General features: G+C 56.9%; 18 protein-coding genes and 1 pseudogene. 12 read left to right on the top strand and 7 right to left on the bottom strand.

Annotated features, from left to right (window positions below; translation table 11 throughout):
• Positions 1–3: 3 nt before the first annotated feature.
• On the bottom strand, positions 4–747 hold the full coding sequence (locus CWM66_RS05855; protein ID WP_107146338.1) for a 3-oxoacyl-ACP reductase family protein: 744 nt from the start codon (positions 745–747) through the stop codon (positions 4–6).
• 111 nt (positions 748–858) lie between these two features.
• Here CWM66_RS05855 and CWM66_RS05850 point away from each other — a divergent pair, with 111 nt between their 5' ends.
• The gene (locus CWM66_RS05850; RefSeq protein ID WP_072438367.1) at positions 859–1,446 is read left to right on the top strand and encodes a TetR/AcrR family transcriptional regulator; all 588 of its coding nucleotides are present in this window, start codon (positions 859–861) and stop codon (positions 1,444–1,446) included.
• Positions 1,447–1,520: 74 nt separating this feature from the next.
• On the opposite strand, the gene CWM66_RS05845 is transcribed toward CWM66_RS05850, so the two are convergent.
• The 3 genes from CWM66_RS05845 to CWM66_RS05835 form a co-directional block, all read right to left on the bottom strand.
• Entirely contained in the window at positions 1,521–1,796 is a 276-nt protein-coding gene (locus CWM66_RS05845; RefSeq protein WP_007373777.1) for a type II toxin-antitoxin system RelE/ParE family toxin, read from the bottom strand.
• Between the two features lie 3 nt (positions 1,797–1,799).
• Complete coding sequence (locus tag CWM66_RS05840) at positions 1,800–2,078, bottom strand: CopG family ribbon-helix-helix protein (protein ID WP_007373778.1); 279 nt, start codon at positions 2,076–2,078, stop codon at positions 1,800–1,802.
• 287 nt (positions 2,079–2,365) lie between these two features.
• On the bottom strand, positions 2,366–3,454 hold the full coding sequence (locus tag CWM66_RS05835) for an oxidoreductase (RefSeq protein ID WP_072438371.1): 1,089 nt from the start codon (positions 3,452–3,454) through the stop codon (positions 2,366–2,368).
• Positions 3,455–3,616: 162 nt separating this feature from the next.
• Between CWM66_RS05835 and CWM66_RS05830 the strand changes: the two genes are divergently transcribed.
• The 4 genes from CWM66_RS05830 to CWM66_RS05815 all read left to right on the top strand — a co-directional run bounded on the left by CWM66_RS05830 (position 3,617) and on the right by CWM66_RS05815 (position 8,527).
• Positions 3,617–5,119, top strand: a complete 1,503-nt coding sequence (locus CWM66_RS05830) for a sugar ABC transporter ATP-binding protein (RefSeq protein ID WP_107146337.1) — start codon at positions 3,617–3,619, stop codon at positions 5,117–5,119.
• Complete coding sequence (locus CWM66_RS05825) at positions 5,116–6,111, top strand: ABC transporter permease (RefSeq protein ID WP_007373782.1); 996 nt, start codon at positions 5,116–5,118, stop codon at positions 6,109–6,111. Before CWM66_RS05830 ends, CWM66_RS05825 begins: the two co-directional genes overlap by 4 nt.
• Before the next feature lie 20 nt (positions 6,112–6,131).
• The gene (locus CWM66_RS05820) at positions 6,132–7,196 is read left to right on the top strand and encodes a sugar ABC transporter substrate-binding protein (RefSeq protein ID WP_107146336.1); all 1,065 of its coding nucleotides are present in this window, start codon (positions 6,132–6,134) and stop codon (positions 7,194–7,196) included.
• 86 nt (positions 7,197–7,282) lie between these two features.
• Positions 7,283–8,527: an LVIVD repeat-containing protein gene (locus tag CWM66_RS05815; protein ID WP_071920461.1), complete on the top strand. Its 1,245-nt coding sequence runs from the start codon at positions 7,283–7,285 to the stop codon at positions 8,525–8,527.
• Positions 8,528–8,946: 419 nt separating this feature from the next.
• Here CWM66_RS05815 and mtnK read toward each other — a convergent pair whose 3' ends face one another.
• Positions 8,947–10,146, bottom strand: coding sequence for an S-methyl-5-thioribose kinase (gene mtnK / locus CWM66_RS05810; protein WP_035886027.1), 1,200 nt, complete (start codon positions 10,144–10,146; stop codon positions 8,947–8,949).
• 102 nt (positions 10,147–10,248) lie between these two features.
• Here mtnK and mtnA point away from each other — a divergent pair, with 102 nt between their 5' ends.
• Positions 10,249–11,271, top strand: coding sequence for an S-methyl-5-thioribose-1-phosphate isomerase (gene mtnA / locus CWM66_RS05805; RefSeq protein WP_107146335.1), 1,023 nt, complete (start codon positions 10,249–10,251; stop codon positions 11,269–11,271).
• Positions 11,272–11,339: 68 nt separating this feature from the next.
• On the opposite strand, the gene CWM66_RS05800 is transcribed toward mtnA, so the two are convergent.
• Positions 11,340–11,765, bottom strand: coding sequence for a hypothetical protein (locus tag CWM66_RS05800; RefSeq protein ID WP_107146334.1), 426 nt, complete (start codon positions 11,763–11,765; stop codon positions 11,340–11,342).
• Between the two features lie 213 nt (positions 11,766–11,978).
• Between CWM66_RS05800 and CWM66_RS05795 the strand changes: the two genes are divergently transcribed.
• Genes CWM66_RS05795 through CWM66_RS05785 form a run of 3 tightly spaced genes read left to right on the top strand, consistent with a single transcriptional unit; the run spans position 11,979 to position 14,955 of the window.
• Complete coding sequence (locus tag CWM66_RS05795) at positions 11,979–13,097, top strand: ABC transporter substrate-binding protein (protein ID WP_107146333.1); 1,119 nt, start codon at positions 11,979–11,981, stop codon at positions 13,095–13,097.
• A gap of 44 nt (positions 13,098–13,141) precedes the next feature.
• Positions 13,142–14,170, top strand: coding sequence for an iron ABC transporter permease (locus tag CWM66_RS05790; protein ID WP_161518152.1), 1,029 nt, complete (start codon positions 13,142–13,144; stop codon positions 14,168–14,170).
• Entirely contained in the window at positions 14,167–14,955 is a 789-nt protein-coding gene (locus CWM66_RS05785) for an ABC transporter ATP-binding protein (RefSeq protein ID WP_072438379.1), read from the top strand. The genes CWM66_RS05790 and CWM66_RS05785 overlap by 4 nt, the downstream gene beginning before the upstream one ends.
• A 3-nt stretch (positions 14,956–14,958) precedes the next feature.
• Here CWM66_RS05785 and CWM66_RS05780 read toward each other — a convergent pair whose 3' ends face one another.
• Positions 14,959–15,882, bottom strand: coding sequence for a LysR family transcriptional regulator (locus CWM66_RS05780; protein ID WP_090397321.1), 924 nt, complete (start codon positions 15,880–15,882; stop codon positions 14,959–14,961).
• Positions 15,883–15,915: 33 nt separating this feature from the next.
• Between CWM66_RS05780 and CWM66_RS29060 the strand changes: the two genes are divergently transcribed.
• The 3 genes and pseudogenes from CWM66_RS29060 (at position 15,916) to CWM66_RS05775 (ending at position 16,437) form a co-directional block, all read left to right on the top strand.
• Positions 15,916–16,215, top strand: a complete 300-nt coding sequence (locus CWM66_RS29060) for a hypothetical protein (RefSeq protein ID WP_143091347.1) — start codon at positions 15,916–15,918, stop codon at positions 16,213–16,215.
• A 4-nt stretch (positions 16,216–16,219) separates the two neighbouring features.
• Positions 16,220–16,294: pseudogene (locus CWM66_RS29485) on the top strand (hypothetical protein); the annotation flags it as partial.
• Complete coding sequence (locus CWM66_RS05775; protein ID WP_007373793.1) at positions 16,282–16,437, top strand: DUF943 family protein; 156 nt, start codon at positions 16,282–16,284, stop codon at positions 16,435–16,437. The pseudogene CWM66_RS29485 and the gene CWM66_RS05775, both read left to right, overlap by 13 nt.
• Positions 16,438–16,605: the final 168 nt, after the last annotated feature.

Raw genomic sequence — 16,605 nt, 5'->3', positions numbered from 1 at the left:
GCGTTACGCGTTGGCACCGCCATCCACCACAATATCGGCCCCGGTGATCTGCTTCGCCGCCGGGCTGGCCAGGAAGGCAACCGCCTCGGCGATATCCTGCGCTTCACCGTAGTGGCCCAGCGCGATCAAGCGGCGCTGCGCATCGGAGGTTTCACCGTCCACCGGGTTCATATCACTTTCTGTCGAGCCGGGTTTCACCATATTGACGGTGATGCCGCGCGGCCCCAGATCCCGCGCCAGCCCGCGCGTTAACGAGTTCAGCGCCGATTTGGTCATCGAGTAAATCGCAATTTCACCCAGCGGTACGCGGTCGGAAAGGCTGCTGCCGATATTGATAATGCGCCCGCCTTTCGGCAGATGGTCGATGGCCGCCTGTGTCGTATAGACCACACCGCGAATATTCACATTGATCAACGCATCGATATCTTCCTGCGACATCGTTTCCAGCAAACCGCCGCGCGCAATCCCGGCGTTATTGACCAGAATATCCAGCCCGCCCAGTTGTTCTACCGTCTGCGCAACCGCCGTGCGTGCCGCCTCCGGCCTGGCGCTGTCGGCCTGAATAGCAACGCCGTTACGCCCGAGGGCGCGGATTTCTGCGGCAACCGCTTCGGCTTTCTCTGCTGATTTCTCCCAGGTGATGGCGACATCCGCCCCGGCGCGCGCCAGCGTTAAGGCAATGGCTTTCCCCAGACCGCGGCTCGCACCGGTGACCAGTGCGCGTTTACCTGCAAGTGAGTGTGACATGAGTGGCTCCTGAATTATGTGTCGATTGATACATAATTAAAATAATCACGCTTCCATATATTCGTCAATATTATTAATATACCGATCAGCACAAAATGTGAGGGTAGCGAAGTGAGCCGTGGAAGACCCCGTGAATTTGATCGCACAGATGCGCTGAACAAAGCGATGATACTCTTCTGGCAGAAGGGTTATACCGCGACGTCGATGAATGATCTCTATGCGACGATGGGGATTAAATCCCCCAGCTTGTATGCCGCGTTCGGCAGCAAAGAGGATCTCTACGACGAGGTATTGCAGCACTACGAAGAATGTGTGGCACCGCATATCTGGAACGGCATGGAGAGCGAGCCGTCACCAAAAAAGGCGATTGCGCAGTGGCTGGAGCGTTCAGCGGAAACCTTAACCCGCAGTGATTTGCCGCATGGCTGTATGGTGACGCTGTCGTCCGTCGCCAGCGAAGGTCACGAACGGCTCGGCGCGCGGGTTCAGCAGTTGCGTAATAGCGGCTTTGAACTATTGAAAGCACGCCTGAGTGAAGCGCAGCAGTGCGGCGAATTACCGCCATCAACCGATATCGACGCGCTAACGCGTTTGTATGTCAGCATTCAGCAGGGGATGTCGATTCAGGCGCGGGACGGCGCCAGCCGCGAAACGCTGCTCGGCATCGCGCGAATGGCGATGGGGCTGTGGCCTGCATGAGTGGGGCGGATACGTTCATACGACGGATAAAACCACAGGCCGGATAAGGCGAAGCCGCCATCCGGCAATGAGCGCTAACGGTCTTCTTTTGTATGCCAGATTCGCAGGATGATGATATGGCTGTCCGTCAGTTCGTAAATCATTTCATAACTGCCAACAAACAAAGAACGGACTTCGCGCGGATACCAGCTTTCATCCGGCGGGCCTATTTGTGGGTGGAGCAAGAGCATTTCAGGGGCGTCAGCCAACATGATGACAACTTTGCGGGCGGCTTCAGGGTTTTGGATAAACAGGAATTTTGACAGTCTCTCTACATCCTGAAGAGCGAGTCGCGTCCATTCTAACTGCATTTATCATCCCCGTTTTTTAACGCCTGGCAGCGGCATTGGATTAACCGTCCCCAGACTTTTAAGCCAGGTCGCCGCTTCTGCATGACTGACGGTTTCACCGCGTTCAACGGCATCCAGGCCTTGCTGGATCATGGCCTGGCGTAATTCTGCACGCTCAATATATTCCGCGAGCGCACGCTTGATAATCCAGCCCCGCGAGCGTTCGCTGCTTTCGGCAAGTAAATCGACTTTATCGGCGAGTTCAATAGGTACATGCGCTGTCAGTACTTTCGTCCCAGGCATTTGGACACCTCAATCAGTGTGATTTTTAAAAAATCGTAGCGATTAGGTGGAAGAGATTCAACCTCTTTTTTGACTGTCTGTCGGGGAGGCACGATGAAAGATGTTTTCCGATTTACGTAGCAGGATTTCCAACCAGGATAAACAGAATAAGCGCCAGCCAGTATTTTGTCTGGCATCGCAGCTTATTGCCGGATGGCGGCCTCGCCTTATCCGGCTTACACGCTACCTGCCGGGGCAAGCACCGAAACCGTAGGCCGGATAAGCGCCAGCGCCATCCGGCACTATGATTAGCGCGACAGCGCTTCGACTTTTTCAAACGCCGCTCGCAGCGTGTCGGCGGAGAGGTTTACCGGCAGGTAGTGGATGGATTCCACTGGACGCAGGATGTGAGCAATCACTTTCTCCAGCTCGGCGTGATTGTTGATATCCACCTCCAGCGCCGCCAGCGTGGTGGGCAGGTTGAAGCGCTGATATGCATCGATTAGCTGTGCCAGCACATCGTCCTGGCCGAGCAGGGCGCTCTGCACCAGAATGCCGTAAGCGACTTTGGTGCCGTGCAGGAATTTATCCGTTTGCGGCAGTACCGTCAGGCCATTATGCACGGCATGTGCGGCCGCCACGCGGGTATAGCGCTCGCCCAGCCCGCCAACCATACCGCCGCCAGCAATGATTGCGTCCACCACATCACGAAATGCCTGCGTCACTTCGCCGCGCTGCTGATCGGCCAGCGCCTGTTCGCTGCTTTCCAGTAGCACATCGCGGATAGCCAGTGCGCCGTTAATCCCCAGCCGCACGGTCAGCGGCAGGTTTTCCGGCTGCGGTGCCAGCACCACGGCTTCATACCACTTCGCCAGCGTATCGCCGATGCCCGCCAGCAGATACTCCGCCGGGGCATTGAGGATGATTTGCGGCTCGACCAGCACGAGGAAGTTGGCGTCGTCGAAAATCTCAAAATGCAGCGCCTGCCCGGCATCGTTGTACCACACCGACAGCGGCGTCCAGGCTGCGCAGGTCGCAGCAATGGTCGGGATAGCCACTACCGGTAAACCGAGGCGGCGCGCCACCACTTTGGCGGTATCCAGCAGTGCTCCGCCGCCAACGCCAATCACCACTGCGCGGTCATCGCCGGATTGCCGCACCAGTTCGGCCACGTCGTGTTCGCTGCAATGGCCCTGAAACAGAATGTGCTTTGCGCCCGGCGCATTAAACCCTTGCGGCAGAAAGGCTTTGGCCCCGGCAAAAGCGCGTTCGCCGTAGATCCACACCGCGCGCGAGAGCTGCTCTGCGCTGTAGAAGTCGTGCAAACGCGCAAGGCTTCCGGCATGGGAATAATAATTGGCAGGGCCGGGTACGACGCGAATATCAGTGTTGCTCATGTGTAGTGTCCTTGTGCGTGTTTGCTAACCCGATGTTATGTCTGGACATCCGGATGGCTAATAATATTTTGCTTTATCTTATGCATTTTCCGTCGTTGCCAGTCAAGCGAGGCTGTGAAAAATTCGTTAAATCAATCTATTAATTGCAGGGATTCATGCACCATGAGCCGTAACCACCTCGAAATGCGCACCATTAGCCTGGCCTTTGGCGGCTTCAAGGCGCTGTCGCAAGTGGATTTCAGCCTGCACGGCGGCTCGGTGCATGCCTTAACCGGGGCAAACGGTGCGGGGAAATCGACGCTGATGGCGGTGCTGTGCGGTACGCACGATCACTACGAAGGTGAAATCAGCATCAACAATCAGGTGGTGTCCATTCGCACCCCGCGCGACGCCAAACAACTCGGTATCCATCTGGTGCAGCAGGAAGTGGATGTTGCGCTGATCCCCGGTTTAAGCATCGCCGAAAACATTATGCTCGATACGCTGGCGGAAACCGGGCACCGCTTCCGCTGGAATGAGATCCGCCAGCAGGCGCGTGATGCGCTGGCGCAGCTTGACGTTCAGCTTGATGTAAGGCGCTCAATTGATAGCTGCACGCTGGCGGAGAAGCAGCAAATTCTGCTGGCGCGGGCGCTGTCGCACCACTGCCGTTTTTTGATTCTTGATGAACCCACCGCACCGCTCGATCAGCATGAAAGTGAGCGCTTGTTCACCGTGGTGAAACGCCTGCAACAGCAGGGCATTGGCATAGTGTTTATCTCGCACCGCATTCATGAACTGAAAGCGATTTGCGACACCTTAACGGTGCTGCGCGACGGCAAGCTGATTGAATCCGGGCCGATGGCGGAGCTGAGCGGCGAAGAGATTGTCGAGAAGATGCTCGGCCACGAATTAAGCGATATCTATCCGCCTGCGCGCCCGCCGCACAGCGATGAAGTGCTGCTGAGTATTGACGGTCTGCACGACGAAGGGCTGTTGAAAGATATTTCGCTGCGCCTGCGCAAAGGCGAAATTCTGGGCATCGCCGGGTTGGCGGGCGCGGGGAAAACCGAATTGTGCAAGGCGCTGTTTGGCGCAAGTAAAAGCCGTATCAATCGTGGCGAGCTGAATAACCAGCCGTGGCGACCGCGCGATCCGGCTGATTCGGTGATACGTGGACTGGCGCTGGTGCCGGAAGAGCGGCGCAAAGAGGGCATTTTTGTTGATGAGCCGATCAGCATGAACCTCGCCATCAGCGCGGATAACAGCTTTTCACGCTGGGGATTGTTTGGTCATCGCCTGGCCTGGCGCTGGGCGGAAGAGGTCATTGCCCGTGTCGGCATTCGCACTACCGGCCCGGCGCAGACGCTGCGCCGCCTCTCTGGCGGTAATCAACAAAAAGTGGCCATTGGGAAGTGGTTGCGCGGTAACGCTAACGTGGTGATTTTCGACGAGCCGACCAAAGGTGTGGATGTGAAAGCGAAGACCGACCTGTTCCAGTTAATTGACGGGCTGGCGCGGGAAGGGAAAGGCGTGATCTATGCGTCAGGTGAATTCGCCGAGCTGGTTGGGCTGTGCGATCGGATTTGTGTGCTGTGGGACGGACGCATCGTAGCAGAAGTGGCGGGTAAGGAGGCCCGTGAAGAGACATTACTTTATTATTCCACCGGAGGAACGGCGCTGTGAGTAAGGCCCTGTCAGTCAATGCGGCGGTAACGCCCCGCCAGCAGTTTTTTGATTTTCTGTATAAATGGGGCATGTTGCTCACCGTGGTCTTGTTGATCGCGATTTTTGGCCTCGCGTCGGACAACTTCCTCGACCCATTCAATATTATCAATATCTTACGCTCAATCGCCATTGTGACGGTGATTGGCGTAGGCGTCTCGATTTCGCTGACAATCGGCGGCTTTGATCTCTCCGTGGGGTCAACGGCTTCGCTGGCGAATGCGCTGGTGATTTCGCTGTTTGTCTGGCACGGCTTCGGCACGACGGAGGCGATCGTTATTACTCTGGCGCTCTGTACGCTGGTCGGCCTGTTCAATGCTTTTTTGATTGTGGTGCTGCGTATTCCCGACATGCTGGCGACGCTCGGCAGCCTGTTTGTTATTCAGGGCGTGGCGATGACCTACAGCTACGGCGGCTCGATCACGGAAAATATGGTGCTGCCGAGCGGCGATATGGCGGAAGGGACGATCCCAGCCGCGTTTAGCCTGCTTGGCCAGGTGCCGACGATCGTGATCATTATGCTGGTGGTGACGGTAGTGGCGCAGCTCGGTCTGTCGCTCACCACGCACGGCCGCCGGATGTATGCCATTGGCGGCAATCCGGAAGCGGCGCGCCTGTCGGGTATTCGCACCACGCGCTATAAAGTGGCGGCCTACGTCATTGCCTCGCTGCTGGCGGGCCTTGGCGGCATTCTGCTCGCCTCGCGTATTGGCTCTTCGCAGGTGAATGCGGGCGGCGGTTATTTGATGGATGCCGTGGCAGCGGCGTGGATCGGCTTTTCGCTCGCCGGTTCCGGTAAACCGAATGCGCTCGGCACGCTGGTGGGCGCGGTGATCCTTGGCGTGCTGCAAAACGGGCTGGTGATGCTGTCGGTGCCCTACTATGCAATGGACATTATTAAGGGGCTGGTGCTGGCCAGTGCTCTTGCGTTGACTTACTTCCAGCGTCGTTAATTTTCAGGGGAAAAACAGACATGAAAAAAATTGCACTCTCACTGTTAGCGCTGGGGTTACTGAGCGCGCTTCCGGGCCATGCGGCCACGCCAGCGCCGGTGCCGGATGCCATCGCCAATCACAACGGCCCGGTGCGCATTGCGCTGATCCGTAACCTTGGCTCGGACGATAACACTACGCAGTTCGTCTCCGGCGCCTTACAGGAAGGTAAAAAACTCGGCTTTAAAATCAGTACCTTTTTGAGCAATGGCGACGATGCCAAATTCCAGGACTTTGTAAATCAGGCGATCAGCCAGAAGTATGACGGCATTATCCTGTCGCAGGGTCGCGATCCCTATTCCACCGATCTGATCAAAAAAGCGGTGGCCGCCGGGATCAAAGTGTCGGTATTCGATACCGCTGTTAACGGTGAAATTCCGGGCGTGACCGTCACCCAGCAGGATGACGCCTCGCTGACCAAACTCTCGTTCGGTGCGCTGGTAAACGATTTCAACGGCAAAGCCAACATTATCAAACTGTGGGTCGCCGGTTTCCCGCCGATGGAGCGTCGTCAGGCGGCTTACGCTGAGCTGCTGAAAGCTAATCCGGGTATTAAAGAACTGGAATCCATCGGCGCGGTCTCTTCCGATGTGCAGGGCGATACGGCTAACAAGGTCGGCGCGGTGCTGGCGAAATACCCGAAAGGTAAGATTGATGCTATCTGGGGTACCTGGGATGCCTTCAGCCAGGGCGCGTATAAGGCGCTGAAAGAGAATGGCCGCACGGAGATCAAACTCTACAGCATCGATATTTCCAACCAGGATCTGCAACTGATGCGCGAAGCTAACAGCCCGTGGAAAGTGAGCGTGGCGGTGGATCCGAAGCTGATTGGCGCGACGAACGTCCGCCTGATTGCCAACAAGATTGCCGGTGAGCAGACGCCTGCCACCTACGACTTTAAAGCGGCGGCAATCCCGCAGGCGCTGCTGGCCAGCCAGCCGGGCGCGGTGAACGTCGCGTCACTTGGCAAAATCATTCCGGGCTGGGGCCAGACGGAAGACTTTATTGCGCCGTGGTTCGCGACGCTGGAAGCGAAAAACAAATAACTTCGCCGGATAGGATTGCTTACGACTGCCGGATAAGCGTTAGCGCCATCCGGCATTTTTAAATCCGGCATCGGAAAGGATTAATCATGGCAACTGAACTTCCGCGTCCCGAATACAGCCGCAATATGCGGTTAATTGGGCACAGCGATCAGGGGGGACGCCCGGATGGCGTCCAGTTGATGGTGCATCGCGGCTTTGCGTATATCGGCCATATGGTGTCGCAGGGTTTTTCTATTGTCGATGTCCGCGACCCGAAAAAACCGAAACCCGCAGGCTACGTACCTGCGCCGCCGGGCACCTGGAATGTGCATTTACAGGCGCATGACGATCTGCTGCTGGTGATTAACGCCCGCGATCTGTTCGCCGATGCGCGCTTTGCCGATGAAAAGGTGTACTACACCCGCTCGGTAGGCGATACGGTCAGCGACGTGCAGGATAAAGGCTGGAGCGCCGGGCTGCGCATTTTTGATATCTCCACGCCGGATAAACCGCGCGAAATCAGCTTCCTGTCGCTCAATGGCATTGGTATCCACCGCATCTGGTACGTTGGCGGGCGCTGGGCTTATGTATCGGCGCTGATCGACGGTTTTACCGACTATATTTTTCTGACCATCGATCTGGCCGATCCGCGCAAGCCGCAGGTCGCCGGGCGTTGGTGGCTACCGGGCATGAACCAGCAGGCCGGCGAAACGCCCGCATGGCCGGAAGGCAAACGCTATGCGCTGCACCACGCGATTATCAGTGGTGACACCGCCTACGGAAGCTGGCGCGACGGCGGCTTAACGCTGCTGGATGTGAAAGATCGCACTCAGCCGAAGCTGATCAGCCATCGGAACTGGAGCCCGCCGTTTGGCGGTGGTACGCATACCGCGCTGCCCTTACCGGATCGCGATCTGCTGGTGGTGCTGGATGAAGCGGTGCTCGACAATCAGGAAGATGGCGAGAAGCTGATCTGGCTGTTTGATATTCGCGAGCCGTCGAACCCGGTCAGCATCTCAACCTTCCCGCAACCGGACGAGACGGATTATGTGGCGAAAGGGGCGCATTTCGGCCCGCACAACCTGCACGAAAACCGTCCCGGCAGTTTTATCAGTTCGACGCTGATTTTCGCCACTTACCAGAACGCCGGTGTCCGTGCTTACGATATTTCTAACCCGTATCGCCCGGTGGAAACGGGTGCGCTGGTGCCTGCCGCGCCCGCGAAGATGATGGATACCCGGCCAGGACGCCCGCGCGTGATCCAGTCGTGTGATGTGTTTGTTGATGCGCAGGGGATTATCTACAGCACCGATTACAACGGCGGGTTGTCGGTGATTGAGTATCTGGGGTAAAACGCAGGCTGGACTCAGCTAACGTTGCAGCAACATGTTTGTTATTTTTATGCACGGATCATGCAGCGATGGGGTTGTGTCCCCGCTGAAATCGGCGAACCGAAGCACAGATGACAAGGTCTGGACGCCATGGATGGCGGCCAGAGGCGAGTCGAGACACGACGTCGAGTCGAGCCGACCGCAGGCAGATGTGCGGGAGGTGAGCGCAGTGCGAAGCACCGATTTCCCGCGGGGCCGCGGGGATTGAGAAGGGGTGCGCGGTAAGCACCCCTTCTCCCGTTCACGTGCCACAACAGATTATGTGTCTGCCAAACACGTAGTGAACGGAACAATTCATCAGATGCCACATTAGCTGTTTTGCCGGATGGCGCTGATGCTTATCCGGCCTACAAATCCGGGGTACATGTCAGGCTTATGCGTTACGAATACTGGCGCACCCGCGCGATCAGCTCTTCCACGCTGTCGATGCGTTCGGCAATCACAATCAGCGCTTTGCCGAGCGAAATAGCGTGGCGCAGACATTCGTGGCGCATCTCTTCATCTTTAATGGTGTCGATGTCCGCCACGTGCGACAGCCCGACGCTGCGGCGAATCAGTTCGGTGCCGCAAAAACCAATCGCATCGGCCCACACTTTTTTCAGGAAAGCCGAAGCATAACCGGGCTGCGCCAGCGCCACGTCGCGGGTTTTTTCCGTTGCCAGCGCCTGGAAGCGCTCTGCAAACGTGGTCCACAGCGTCTGAATATCGGCGAGGCGCTGTTCGCGTGCCGCAGCGGCATCGCGAATGCCCAGATGCCCTGGCAGACCGCAATAGTTGAGCAGCAGGTTGCCGATCGCCGTGCCGACGTCGAAGCCAATCGGCCCAAAATAACCAAACTCAGCATCGATAGCTTTCAGGCTGCCATCGGCCACAAAAATCGAGCCGCTGTGAATATCGCCGTGCAGCAGCGCTTCGGCGTGAGAGAAGAAACGGTGCTTCAGCGCCGCAACGGCCAGCTTGAGCTGAACGTCGTCGCGCAGGGCGGCAACATCCGCTTCCAGCGCTGCCGGATAGTTGTTGCGCTCGTGGATCTGATACGGATCGTTGAAGAACAAATCTTCGGTGATCTCGCACATTTCCGGGTTAATAAACTGCGCCACCTGCGCTTTTTTCTGATGCGGATGCAGGTAGAAATCGCTGGTGTGGAACAGGGTTTGCGCCAGGTAGTTGCCGAGTTGCGCGGCCGCCTGCGGGTAATAGACATTGGCGATCAGTTCGCCGCGCCAGATCTTATGGTCGGAGAGATCTTCCATCACCATCACTGCCAGTTCCGGATCGAAGTGGTGGATTTTCACCGTGTGCTGCGGGCTGTGCTGATAGTGTTCCACCAGCGTTTGCGCTTCCAGCCTGGCTCTGTCCAGCGTTAATGGCCAGGATTCACCGACGCAACGCACATAAGGTAGCGCCTGTTTCACGATGATACGGCTGACGCCCTGCGCGTCGAAAATTTTAAACACCAGATTGAGGTTACCGTCGCCCACTTCCTGCGCGTCCACCAGTTCGGACGGGTTGTCCAGGCCGCCAAATTGTTGTGCATACGCCACGGCATCACGGGCGGAGAAGGTACGGTATTGCGACATTGCCTCGATCCTCTTTTTGCTGATTAAGCCATTTAGACGTCTATACATCTGAACGTCATCCTGACACAATACGATACAACAACGCAACAGGGATTTAACGATATGCACGCATTACAGACCACCAGCCTGCGAGTCGCCGACAATCACTTATTTATTCTCGACCAACAGGCGCTTCCGCAGGAGAAACGCTGGTTGTCGGCGGATACGGTAGCGGAACTTGTCGGCCATATTCACGCTTTGCGCGTGCGCGGCGCGCCGTTGATTGGCCTCTCCGCCAGCCTGTTGCTGGCACTGCTGGCCGAGCAGGGCGCAAACCGCGACCAGTTAGCGCAGGCGCTAGAAATGCTGCGCGCGGCGCGTCCGACGGCGGTCAATCTGATGAACAACCTTGATCGTATGAAGCAGGCGCTGGCGCAGGAGAGCTTTGTTAGCGCGTTAAGCGCCGAAGCGCTGCGGCTTATTGATGAAGACAAACAACTGTGCGACAGCATCGCGCAGGCGGGCAGCGCGCTGGTTACTCCTGGCAGCCGCTTGCTGACGCACTGCAATACCGGCGGGCTGGCGACAGCAGGTGTCGGCACGGCGCTCGGCGTGATTGCGCTGGCGCATCAGCAGGGCAAAGTGGCGAATGTCTGGGTGGATGAAACCCGTCCGCTGCTGCAGGGCGGTCGTCTGACGGCCTGGGAACTGGGCGAACTGGGCGTGCCTTATCAGCTGATTACCGATTCGATGGCCGCCAGCCTGATGGCGAAAGGGCAGGTGGATGCGGTGTGGGTCGGCGCTGATCGTATTGCTGCCAACGGCGATGTGGCGAACAAAATCGGCACCTATTCGCTGGCGGTGCTGGCGAAGTTCCACCATGTTCCGTTCTATGTTGCCGCGCCGCAAACCACGCTCGATCCGTTGTGTCCGAATGGCGATACGATTCCGATTGAGCAGCGTGCGGCTGCGGAAGTGACTGGCGTGGCGGGCAGTTTCGGCGCGGTGCAATGGGCGCCGGAGAATGCGCAGGTCTACAACCCGGCGTTTGATGTGACGCCTGCGGCGCTTATCAGCGGCTGGGTGCTCGACAGCGGCGTGGTGACGCCTGCGGAGGTGGCAAACGGCGTGTTCCAGCCGAAATAACGCATTGGCGGAGCACTCGCCAGCCGGATAAGCGTTAGCGCTATTTGACATAATGCCCGGTGGCTAATTCATGCCTCCGGGCGCTGCACTATCACATCATTATCGGTAGTTTGCGCCTGGTTTTCCGGCTCGTTACTGCGCTTGTCGTAGCGTGGCGGAGTGATCACCGGATAGACAAAACGGCTGGTTTCCCGGCACGGCTCCGGATCTTCCGACCCGGCATAAAACAGATAGTACTGGCCCGAATCCGGGAAAAAAGCCAAATCGTCGCCGTTACCAAAGGTGGTGCTCCAGAATGCCACGCCCGCTTTGGCATGGTTGCGCTCCTTGCCCGCCGCGACCTGAAAATGGTCGCCCCATTTCATGGTGATCAGATGGTAGTTGAAAAAGGAGATCGTGATATTACCGCGAGTTGGGCAGTTAAGCCGGACGGCATTGTCTTCAGCCTGCGCCATGGTGAGGAAGGCAAGCAGCAACAAGGATGAATATTTCATAGAGTGTTTCCGGGAATTAAGAAAAAACCGAGGGTAATCATCAGCCTGATGATAATCCGTAATAAATTATGTCAGCGAAACAGAAAACGGATCAGGATGTTAAAGCGGGGTTGCGGTACAACGAATTATTGGTGTTGTATATGATTCATTTAGTTTAACATGATAATAATTATCAAAATCATTACAATCCAACTCTCAGCAAGGTTGTTTTTTATGCAAGGAAAATCCATCAGCAAGCTCGTTCTCGCCGCTTTTCTCGCCGTTCCGCTGCTGGCTCACGCTACACAATATCCCCTGACAGTGACCGATTTTTCCGGCCAAAAAGTGACCATTGCGCACGAGCCACAGCGCGTGATTTTGCAGGATGGCCGCGACATTATGGCGATGGCGCTGCTCGATCGTGACGATCCGTTTAAACGCCTGGTGGCGTGGAATAACCTCGCGAAAAAACAGGATGTTGCCACCTGGGAGATGCTGAAAACCCAGTGGCCGGAAGCGGCCAGCATTATGGATATGGGCTTTAGCGATAAAGGTAACGTCGATCTGGAAAGTGTGCTGTCCAAACAGCCGGATCTGATGGTTGCCCAGCTACGGGCTAAACCGGCGCTCGCCGATAGCGGTGTGCTCAGCAAGCTGGCGGCGCTGCATATTCCGGTGCTGTTTATCGATTATGAAGTCAATCCGGTGAAAGATACCGCTTCCAGCGTCGATCTGCTGGGAAAAGTACTGAATCGCGAGAGCAATGCGGCGGCGTATACCACCTACTATCGCCAGCAGTTAACCGCCATCGAACAGAAAACCGCGGCCATCAAACCGCAGGCGAAAGTGTTTGTTGAAGCGCTGGCCGGTAATACCGATGCCTGCTGCTTTACCCACGGCCACAGCGGCTGGGGCGGGCTGGTTGAAGCCGTCGGCGCGAAAAATATCGGTTCTGAATTATTGCCAGGCGCCAGCGGTTTTATCGCGCTGGAGAAGGTGATTAGCGAAAACCCGGATGTTTACATCATGACCGGCTCGAAACGTGGTAACAGCCAGGTACTGCCGCTGGGGCTGAAAACCTCGCCGCAGGAGGTGAATGCTCAGGCGCAGGTATTGTTGCAGCGTACCGGCGTCGCCCAGATCCCGGCGGTGGCGGCGAAACACGTTTATGGCGTTTATCACCACTTCTACAACCATCCATATAACATTGTGGGGATGGAGTATCTGGCGAAAGATATCTATCCGCAGGCTTTCGCGGATCTCAATCCGGATGCGACGTATCACCACATCATCAAAAACTTCACCAAACTGCCGGACGACAATTTCGTCTTTAGCTGGCAGCAGAGTAAATAACCGTGAGTACGACTATTGAACCGGGGGCGTCACAGACCGACGGCCTGATGCTCAACTACCGCGCGATTTTGCGCCGCCGCGTCAGCCTGCTGGTTGTGCTGGCGGTATTGATTGTGGCGTCGATGTTGCTCGATTTTACCCTTGGTCCGTCGGGCCTGCCGCTGGATACGCTGTGGCATACGCTGATCGATCCGGCCAGCGTTGATGCCGGGACGCGGGTGATTGTCTGGGATATTCGCATGCCGTACGCGCTGATGGCGATTATCGTCGGCCTGACGCTCGGCCTTGCTGGTGCGGAGATGCAAACCATCCTCAATAATCCGCTTGCCAGCCCGTTTACGCTTGGCGTTTCGTCGGCGGCGGCGTTCGGCGCGGCGCTGGCGATTGTGCTTGGTATTGGTATTCCGGGCATTCCGGCGCAATGGTTTATCTCAGCAAATGCCTTTATTTTCGCGCTGCTGGCGGCGTTGTTGCTGGATGGCATCACCCGCTGGACGCAGGTGGCGACCTCCGGCGTGGTGCTGTTCGGCATTGCGCTGGTATTCACCTTTAATGCGCTGGTGTCGATGCTGCAATTTATTGCCAACGAAGATACCTTGCAGGGACTGGTGTTCTGGACGATGGGCAGCATTGCCCGCGCGTCGTGGGAGAAACTCGGCATTCTGCTGCTGGCGCTGGCGGTGATTATGCCGCTGTCAATGCTTAGCTCGTGGAAACTCACGTCGTTGCGCCTCGGCGAAGACCGGGCCATCAGCTTCGGGATTAACGTGCGCCGTCTGCGTCTGGCAACGCTGCTGCGTATCAGTATCCTGTCGGCGTTGTCGGTGGCATTTGTCGGGCCGATTGGCTTTATCGGCCTGGTCGCGCCGCATATTGCGCGTCTGCTGTTTGGTGAGGATCACCGCTTTTATCTGCCGGCCAGTGCGCTGATCGGCGCGCTGGTGCTGTCGCTGGCATCCATCGTTTCGAAGAACCTGATCTCCGGCGTCATTATCCCGGTCGGCATTGTCACCTCTCTGGTGGGCGTACCGTTCTTTATCACCATCATCGTGCGTCACCGGGGGAGTGTATGAGCCACAGCGGTCTGAGCCTGCGCGGGTTTGGCGCGGGCTATCACAAACGGCAGATTATTCACGATCTCAATATCGCTGAGCTGCCGCGCGGCAAAGTCACCATTCTGCTGGGGCCGAACGGCAGCGGGAAATCGACACTGCTGCGGGCAATGGCCGGGTTGAACAAAGCCGAGGGCGAGTTGCTGCTGGATGATGTCGATCTGCTGAGCCAGCCGTTTGCCAGACGGGCGGAGCAGGTGGTCTACCTGCCGCAGTCGTTACCGGCGGGCGTGCATCTGCATGTGCTGGAGTCGATCATCGTCGCCCAGCGCGCCTCTGGCGGCCTGCACAGCGCGGCAAAACAGGCGGAAGTGATGACGCTGCTGCGCCAGCTCGGAATCGAGCATCTGGCGCTGCATTTTCTCGATCAGCTCTCCGGCGGGCAGAAACAGTTAGTGGGGCTGGCGCAGTCGCTGATCCGCCAGCCGTCGCTGCTGCTGCTGGATGAGCCGCTGAGTGCGCTGGATCTCAACTATCAGTTCCATGTCATGGATCTGGTGAAGCGCGAAACGCAGCAACGCAACATTGTCACGGTGGTGGTGGTGCACGATATCAATATCGCCCTGCGCCACGGCGACCATGTATTGATTCTCAAGCAGGGCAAGCTGTTAGCCAACGGCAAACCTGATGAGGTGATCACTCCGCAAAGTCTGGCGCAGGTCTATGGAGTGCGCGGGCGCGTGGAACCCTGTTCGCAGGGGATGAAGCAGGTGATTATCGACGGGCTAACCGACGCGGCGCACTGATCGTTACGCCAGTTGCGCCATCCATTTGCTGTGCTCCTCGCCGAGCATCTGCGTGGCCATTTGCAGAAAAGTTTCTACCGCTGCCGGGCGGTGTCGGCTGCCCGGTACCTGAATCTGTAACGAGCGCTGGCTGAGCGAGGTGTTATTGATGGCTTTCAGTGTCATTGCATCCAGCCGGGCGCGCCACAGCACGCTGAAATGGCTGCACACGGTAATTGCCTGCGCGGTATGGCGGGTAAACTCATACAGCGCCGAGAAGTTATTGCTGCTGAACGCCGGTTCCAGAAAGGTGTTTGCCATCCGGCAGGAGAGATCGAACAACTGGCGAATCGTTGTTCCGGCTTCCGGCAGCACCAACGGGTAGTGATGTAGCGCGTCGAGGGTGACGCTCGCCTGCTGCGTTAACGGATGTCCGGCATCGAGCAACAGCAAGACCGGCGCAGGCCATGCGGCAATGATCTCCACCTCGCGCTCAGGAGCCAGGCTGAACTGAAACGCGACATCGCACTCGTTATGGCGGATCCACTGCGCCACCTGTAACGCTGTGCCAACCTGCAAATCAAAATTGACGCCGGGATGCTGCTGGCGAAAACGCGCCAGCACGCCGGGCAGCAGATCAAACGCCATGCCGTCGGTGCAGGCAATGCGCACCAGCGCTTTGCGTACCGCTTTTAGCCCCTGAATTTCCGCCAGCGCAAACTCCATGTCGCGCATGCTTTTACGCACGTGATTAGCCAGAATTTGCCCGGCATCGGTCAGCACCATCCCGCGTGCATGGCGCTCAAACAGCGTGACGCCAAGGCGAGCTTCCAGCTTCTGAATCTGTCGGCTGATAGCGGAACCCGCGACAAACAGTTGCTCGCCGGCGGTGCTCAGCGAGCCGGAGGTCGCCACCGCGAAAAAGTAGCGCAGTTCATTGGTCAGCATTGCGATAAGGCTCCATTGGGGAAAGGAAGAATATTGCACGTTAAAGTTGTTTTTTGTACTGATATCAACGGGCCGCACAGGGCGAGTAAAACCGGGGGGAACAGGCCTGAACCAGCGGATGCGAAAGGATGCCGCCCCGCCCGGATTTGTCGGATTGAGGTTCCTGAATCCAGCGCACAATTTGGCGGCAAAGTCTTGCTGGCTATTTTTCATCTGTCTGATATTGAAGTATTATCGCCAACAATAACCTTACGTATGAGGTGGTTTTTATGTGGCGGGATGAGATTGACGGTATTTGAAAAGCAGACAGATAGCCTGGTGGGAAGCCAATAAGGCGATGATAAAAGCGAAGTACGGAATTCCTCACAAATCTAAAGACGGCTTCTGGCAGTGTTTATTATGGATTTTGGCGACGGATATCGTATCGACAGAGGGACAGATGAAGATTCGGATCTGCTTTGCTTCGATGAGATGCCCGTTGCTGCTCGTTGCATTGAAAAAAAGCCGCTTCGCTGGATCGGCTGGAGCCAGAATTCAGGGCAGTTTTATCGATAGCTATTAGGGGGCATCTTACCCCGGATCGTAGAGGCACATGGAACGGATGTTTGCAGTGAAACTAGCCCTCTTTGCGATGGCGTTATTCTCTTTGTCAGGCATTTCTCTTACTTAAACCCCTTCCTGTATTGCTCTGGAATTGTGCAACTCACCCTTATCAAAAAGGCA

Source organism: Kosakonia sp. H7A (genome assembly GCF_003028445.1).
Lineage (GTDB): Bacteria > Pseudomonadota > Gammaproteobacteria > Enterobacterales > Enterobacteriaceae > Kosakonia > Kosakonia radicincitans.
This window is presented reverse-complemented; position numbering and strand designations above follow the sequence as displayed.

Bases quoted from the DNA above. Each gene is read 5' to 3' on its own strand.
- CWM66_RS05785 (WP_072438379.1), top strand. From the start codon at position 14,167: ATGAGCCACAGCGGTCTGAGCCTGCGCGGGTTTGGCGCGGGCTATCAC.
- CWM66_RS05780 (WP_090397321.1), bottom strand. From the start codon at position 15,882: ATGCTGACCAATGAACTGCGCTACTTTTTCGCGGTGGCGACCTCCGGC.
- CWM66_RS05845 (WP_007373777.1), bottom strand. From the start codon at position 1,796: ATGCAGTTAGAATGGACGCGACTCGCTCTTCAGGATGTAGAGAGACTG.
- mtnA (WP_107146335.1), top strand. From the start codon at position 10,249: ATGCACGCATTACAGACCACCAGCCTGCGAGTCGCCGACAATCACTTA.
- CWM66_RS05855 (WP_107146338.1), bottom strand. From the start codon at position 747: ATGTCACACTCACTTGCAGGTAAACGCGCACTGGTCACCGGTGCGAGC.
- CWM66_RS05795 (WP_107146333.1), top strand. From the start codon at position 11,979: ATGCAAGGAAAATCCATCAGCAAGCTCGTTCTCGCCGCTTTTCTCGCC.
- CWM66_RS05800 (WP_107146334.1), bottom strand. From the start codon at position 11,765: ATGAAATATTCATCCTTGTTGCTGCTTGCCTTCCTCACCATGGCGCAG.
- CWM66_RS05830 (WP_107146337.1), top strand. From the start codon at position 3,617: ATGAGCCGTAACCACCTCGAAATGCGCACCATTAGCCTGGCCTTTGGC.
- CWM66_RS05815 (WP_071920461.1), top strand. From the start codon at position 7,283: ATGGCAACTGAACTTCCGCGTCCCGAATACAGCCGCAATATGCGGTTA.
- CWM66_RS05775 (WP_007373793.1), top strand. From the start codon at position 16,282: ATGGATTTTGGCGACGGATATCGTATCGACAGAGGGACAGATGAAGAT.
- mtnK (WP_035886027.1), bottom strand. From the start codon at position 10,146: ATGTCGCAATACCGTACCTTCTCCGCCCGTGATGCCGTGGCGTATGCA.
- CWM66_RS05820 (WP_107146336.1), top strand. From the start codon at position 6,132: ATGAAAAAAATTGCACTCTCACTGTTAGCGCTGGGGTTACTGAGCGCG.
- CWM66_RS05835 (WP_072438371.1), bottom strand. From the start codon at position 3,454: ATGAGCAACACTGATATTCGCGTCGTACCCGGCCCTGCCAATTATTAT.
- CWM66_RS05840 (WP_007373778.1), bottom strand. From the start codon at position 2,078: ATGCCTGGGACGAAAGTACTGACAGCGCATGTACCTATTGAACTCGCC.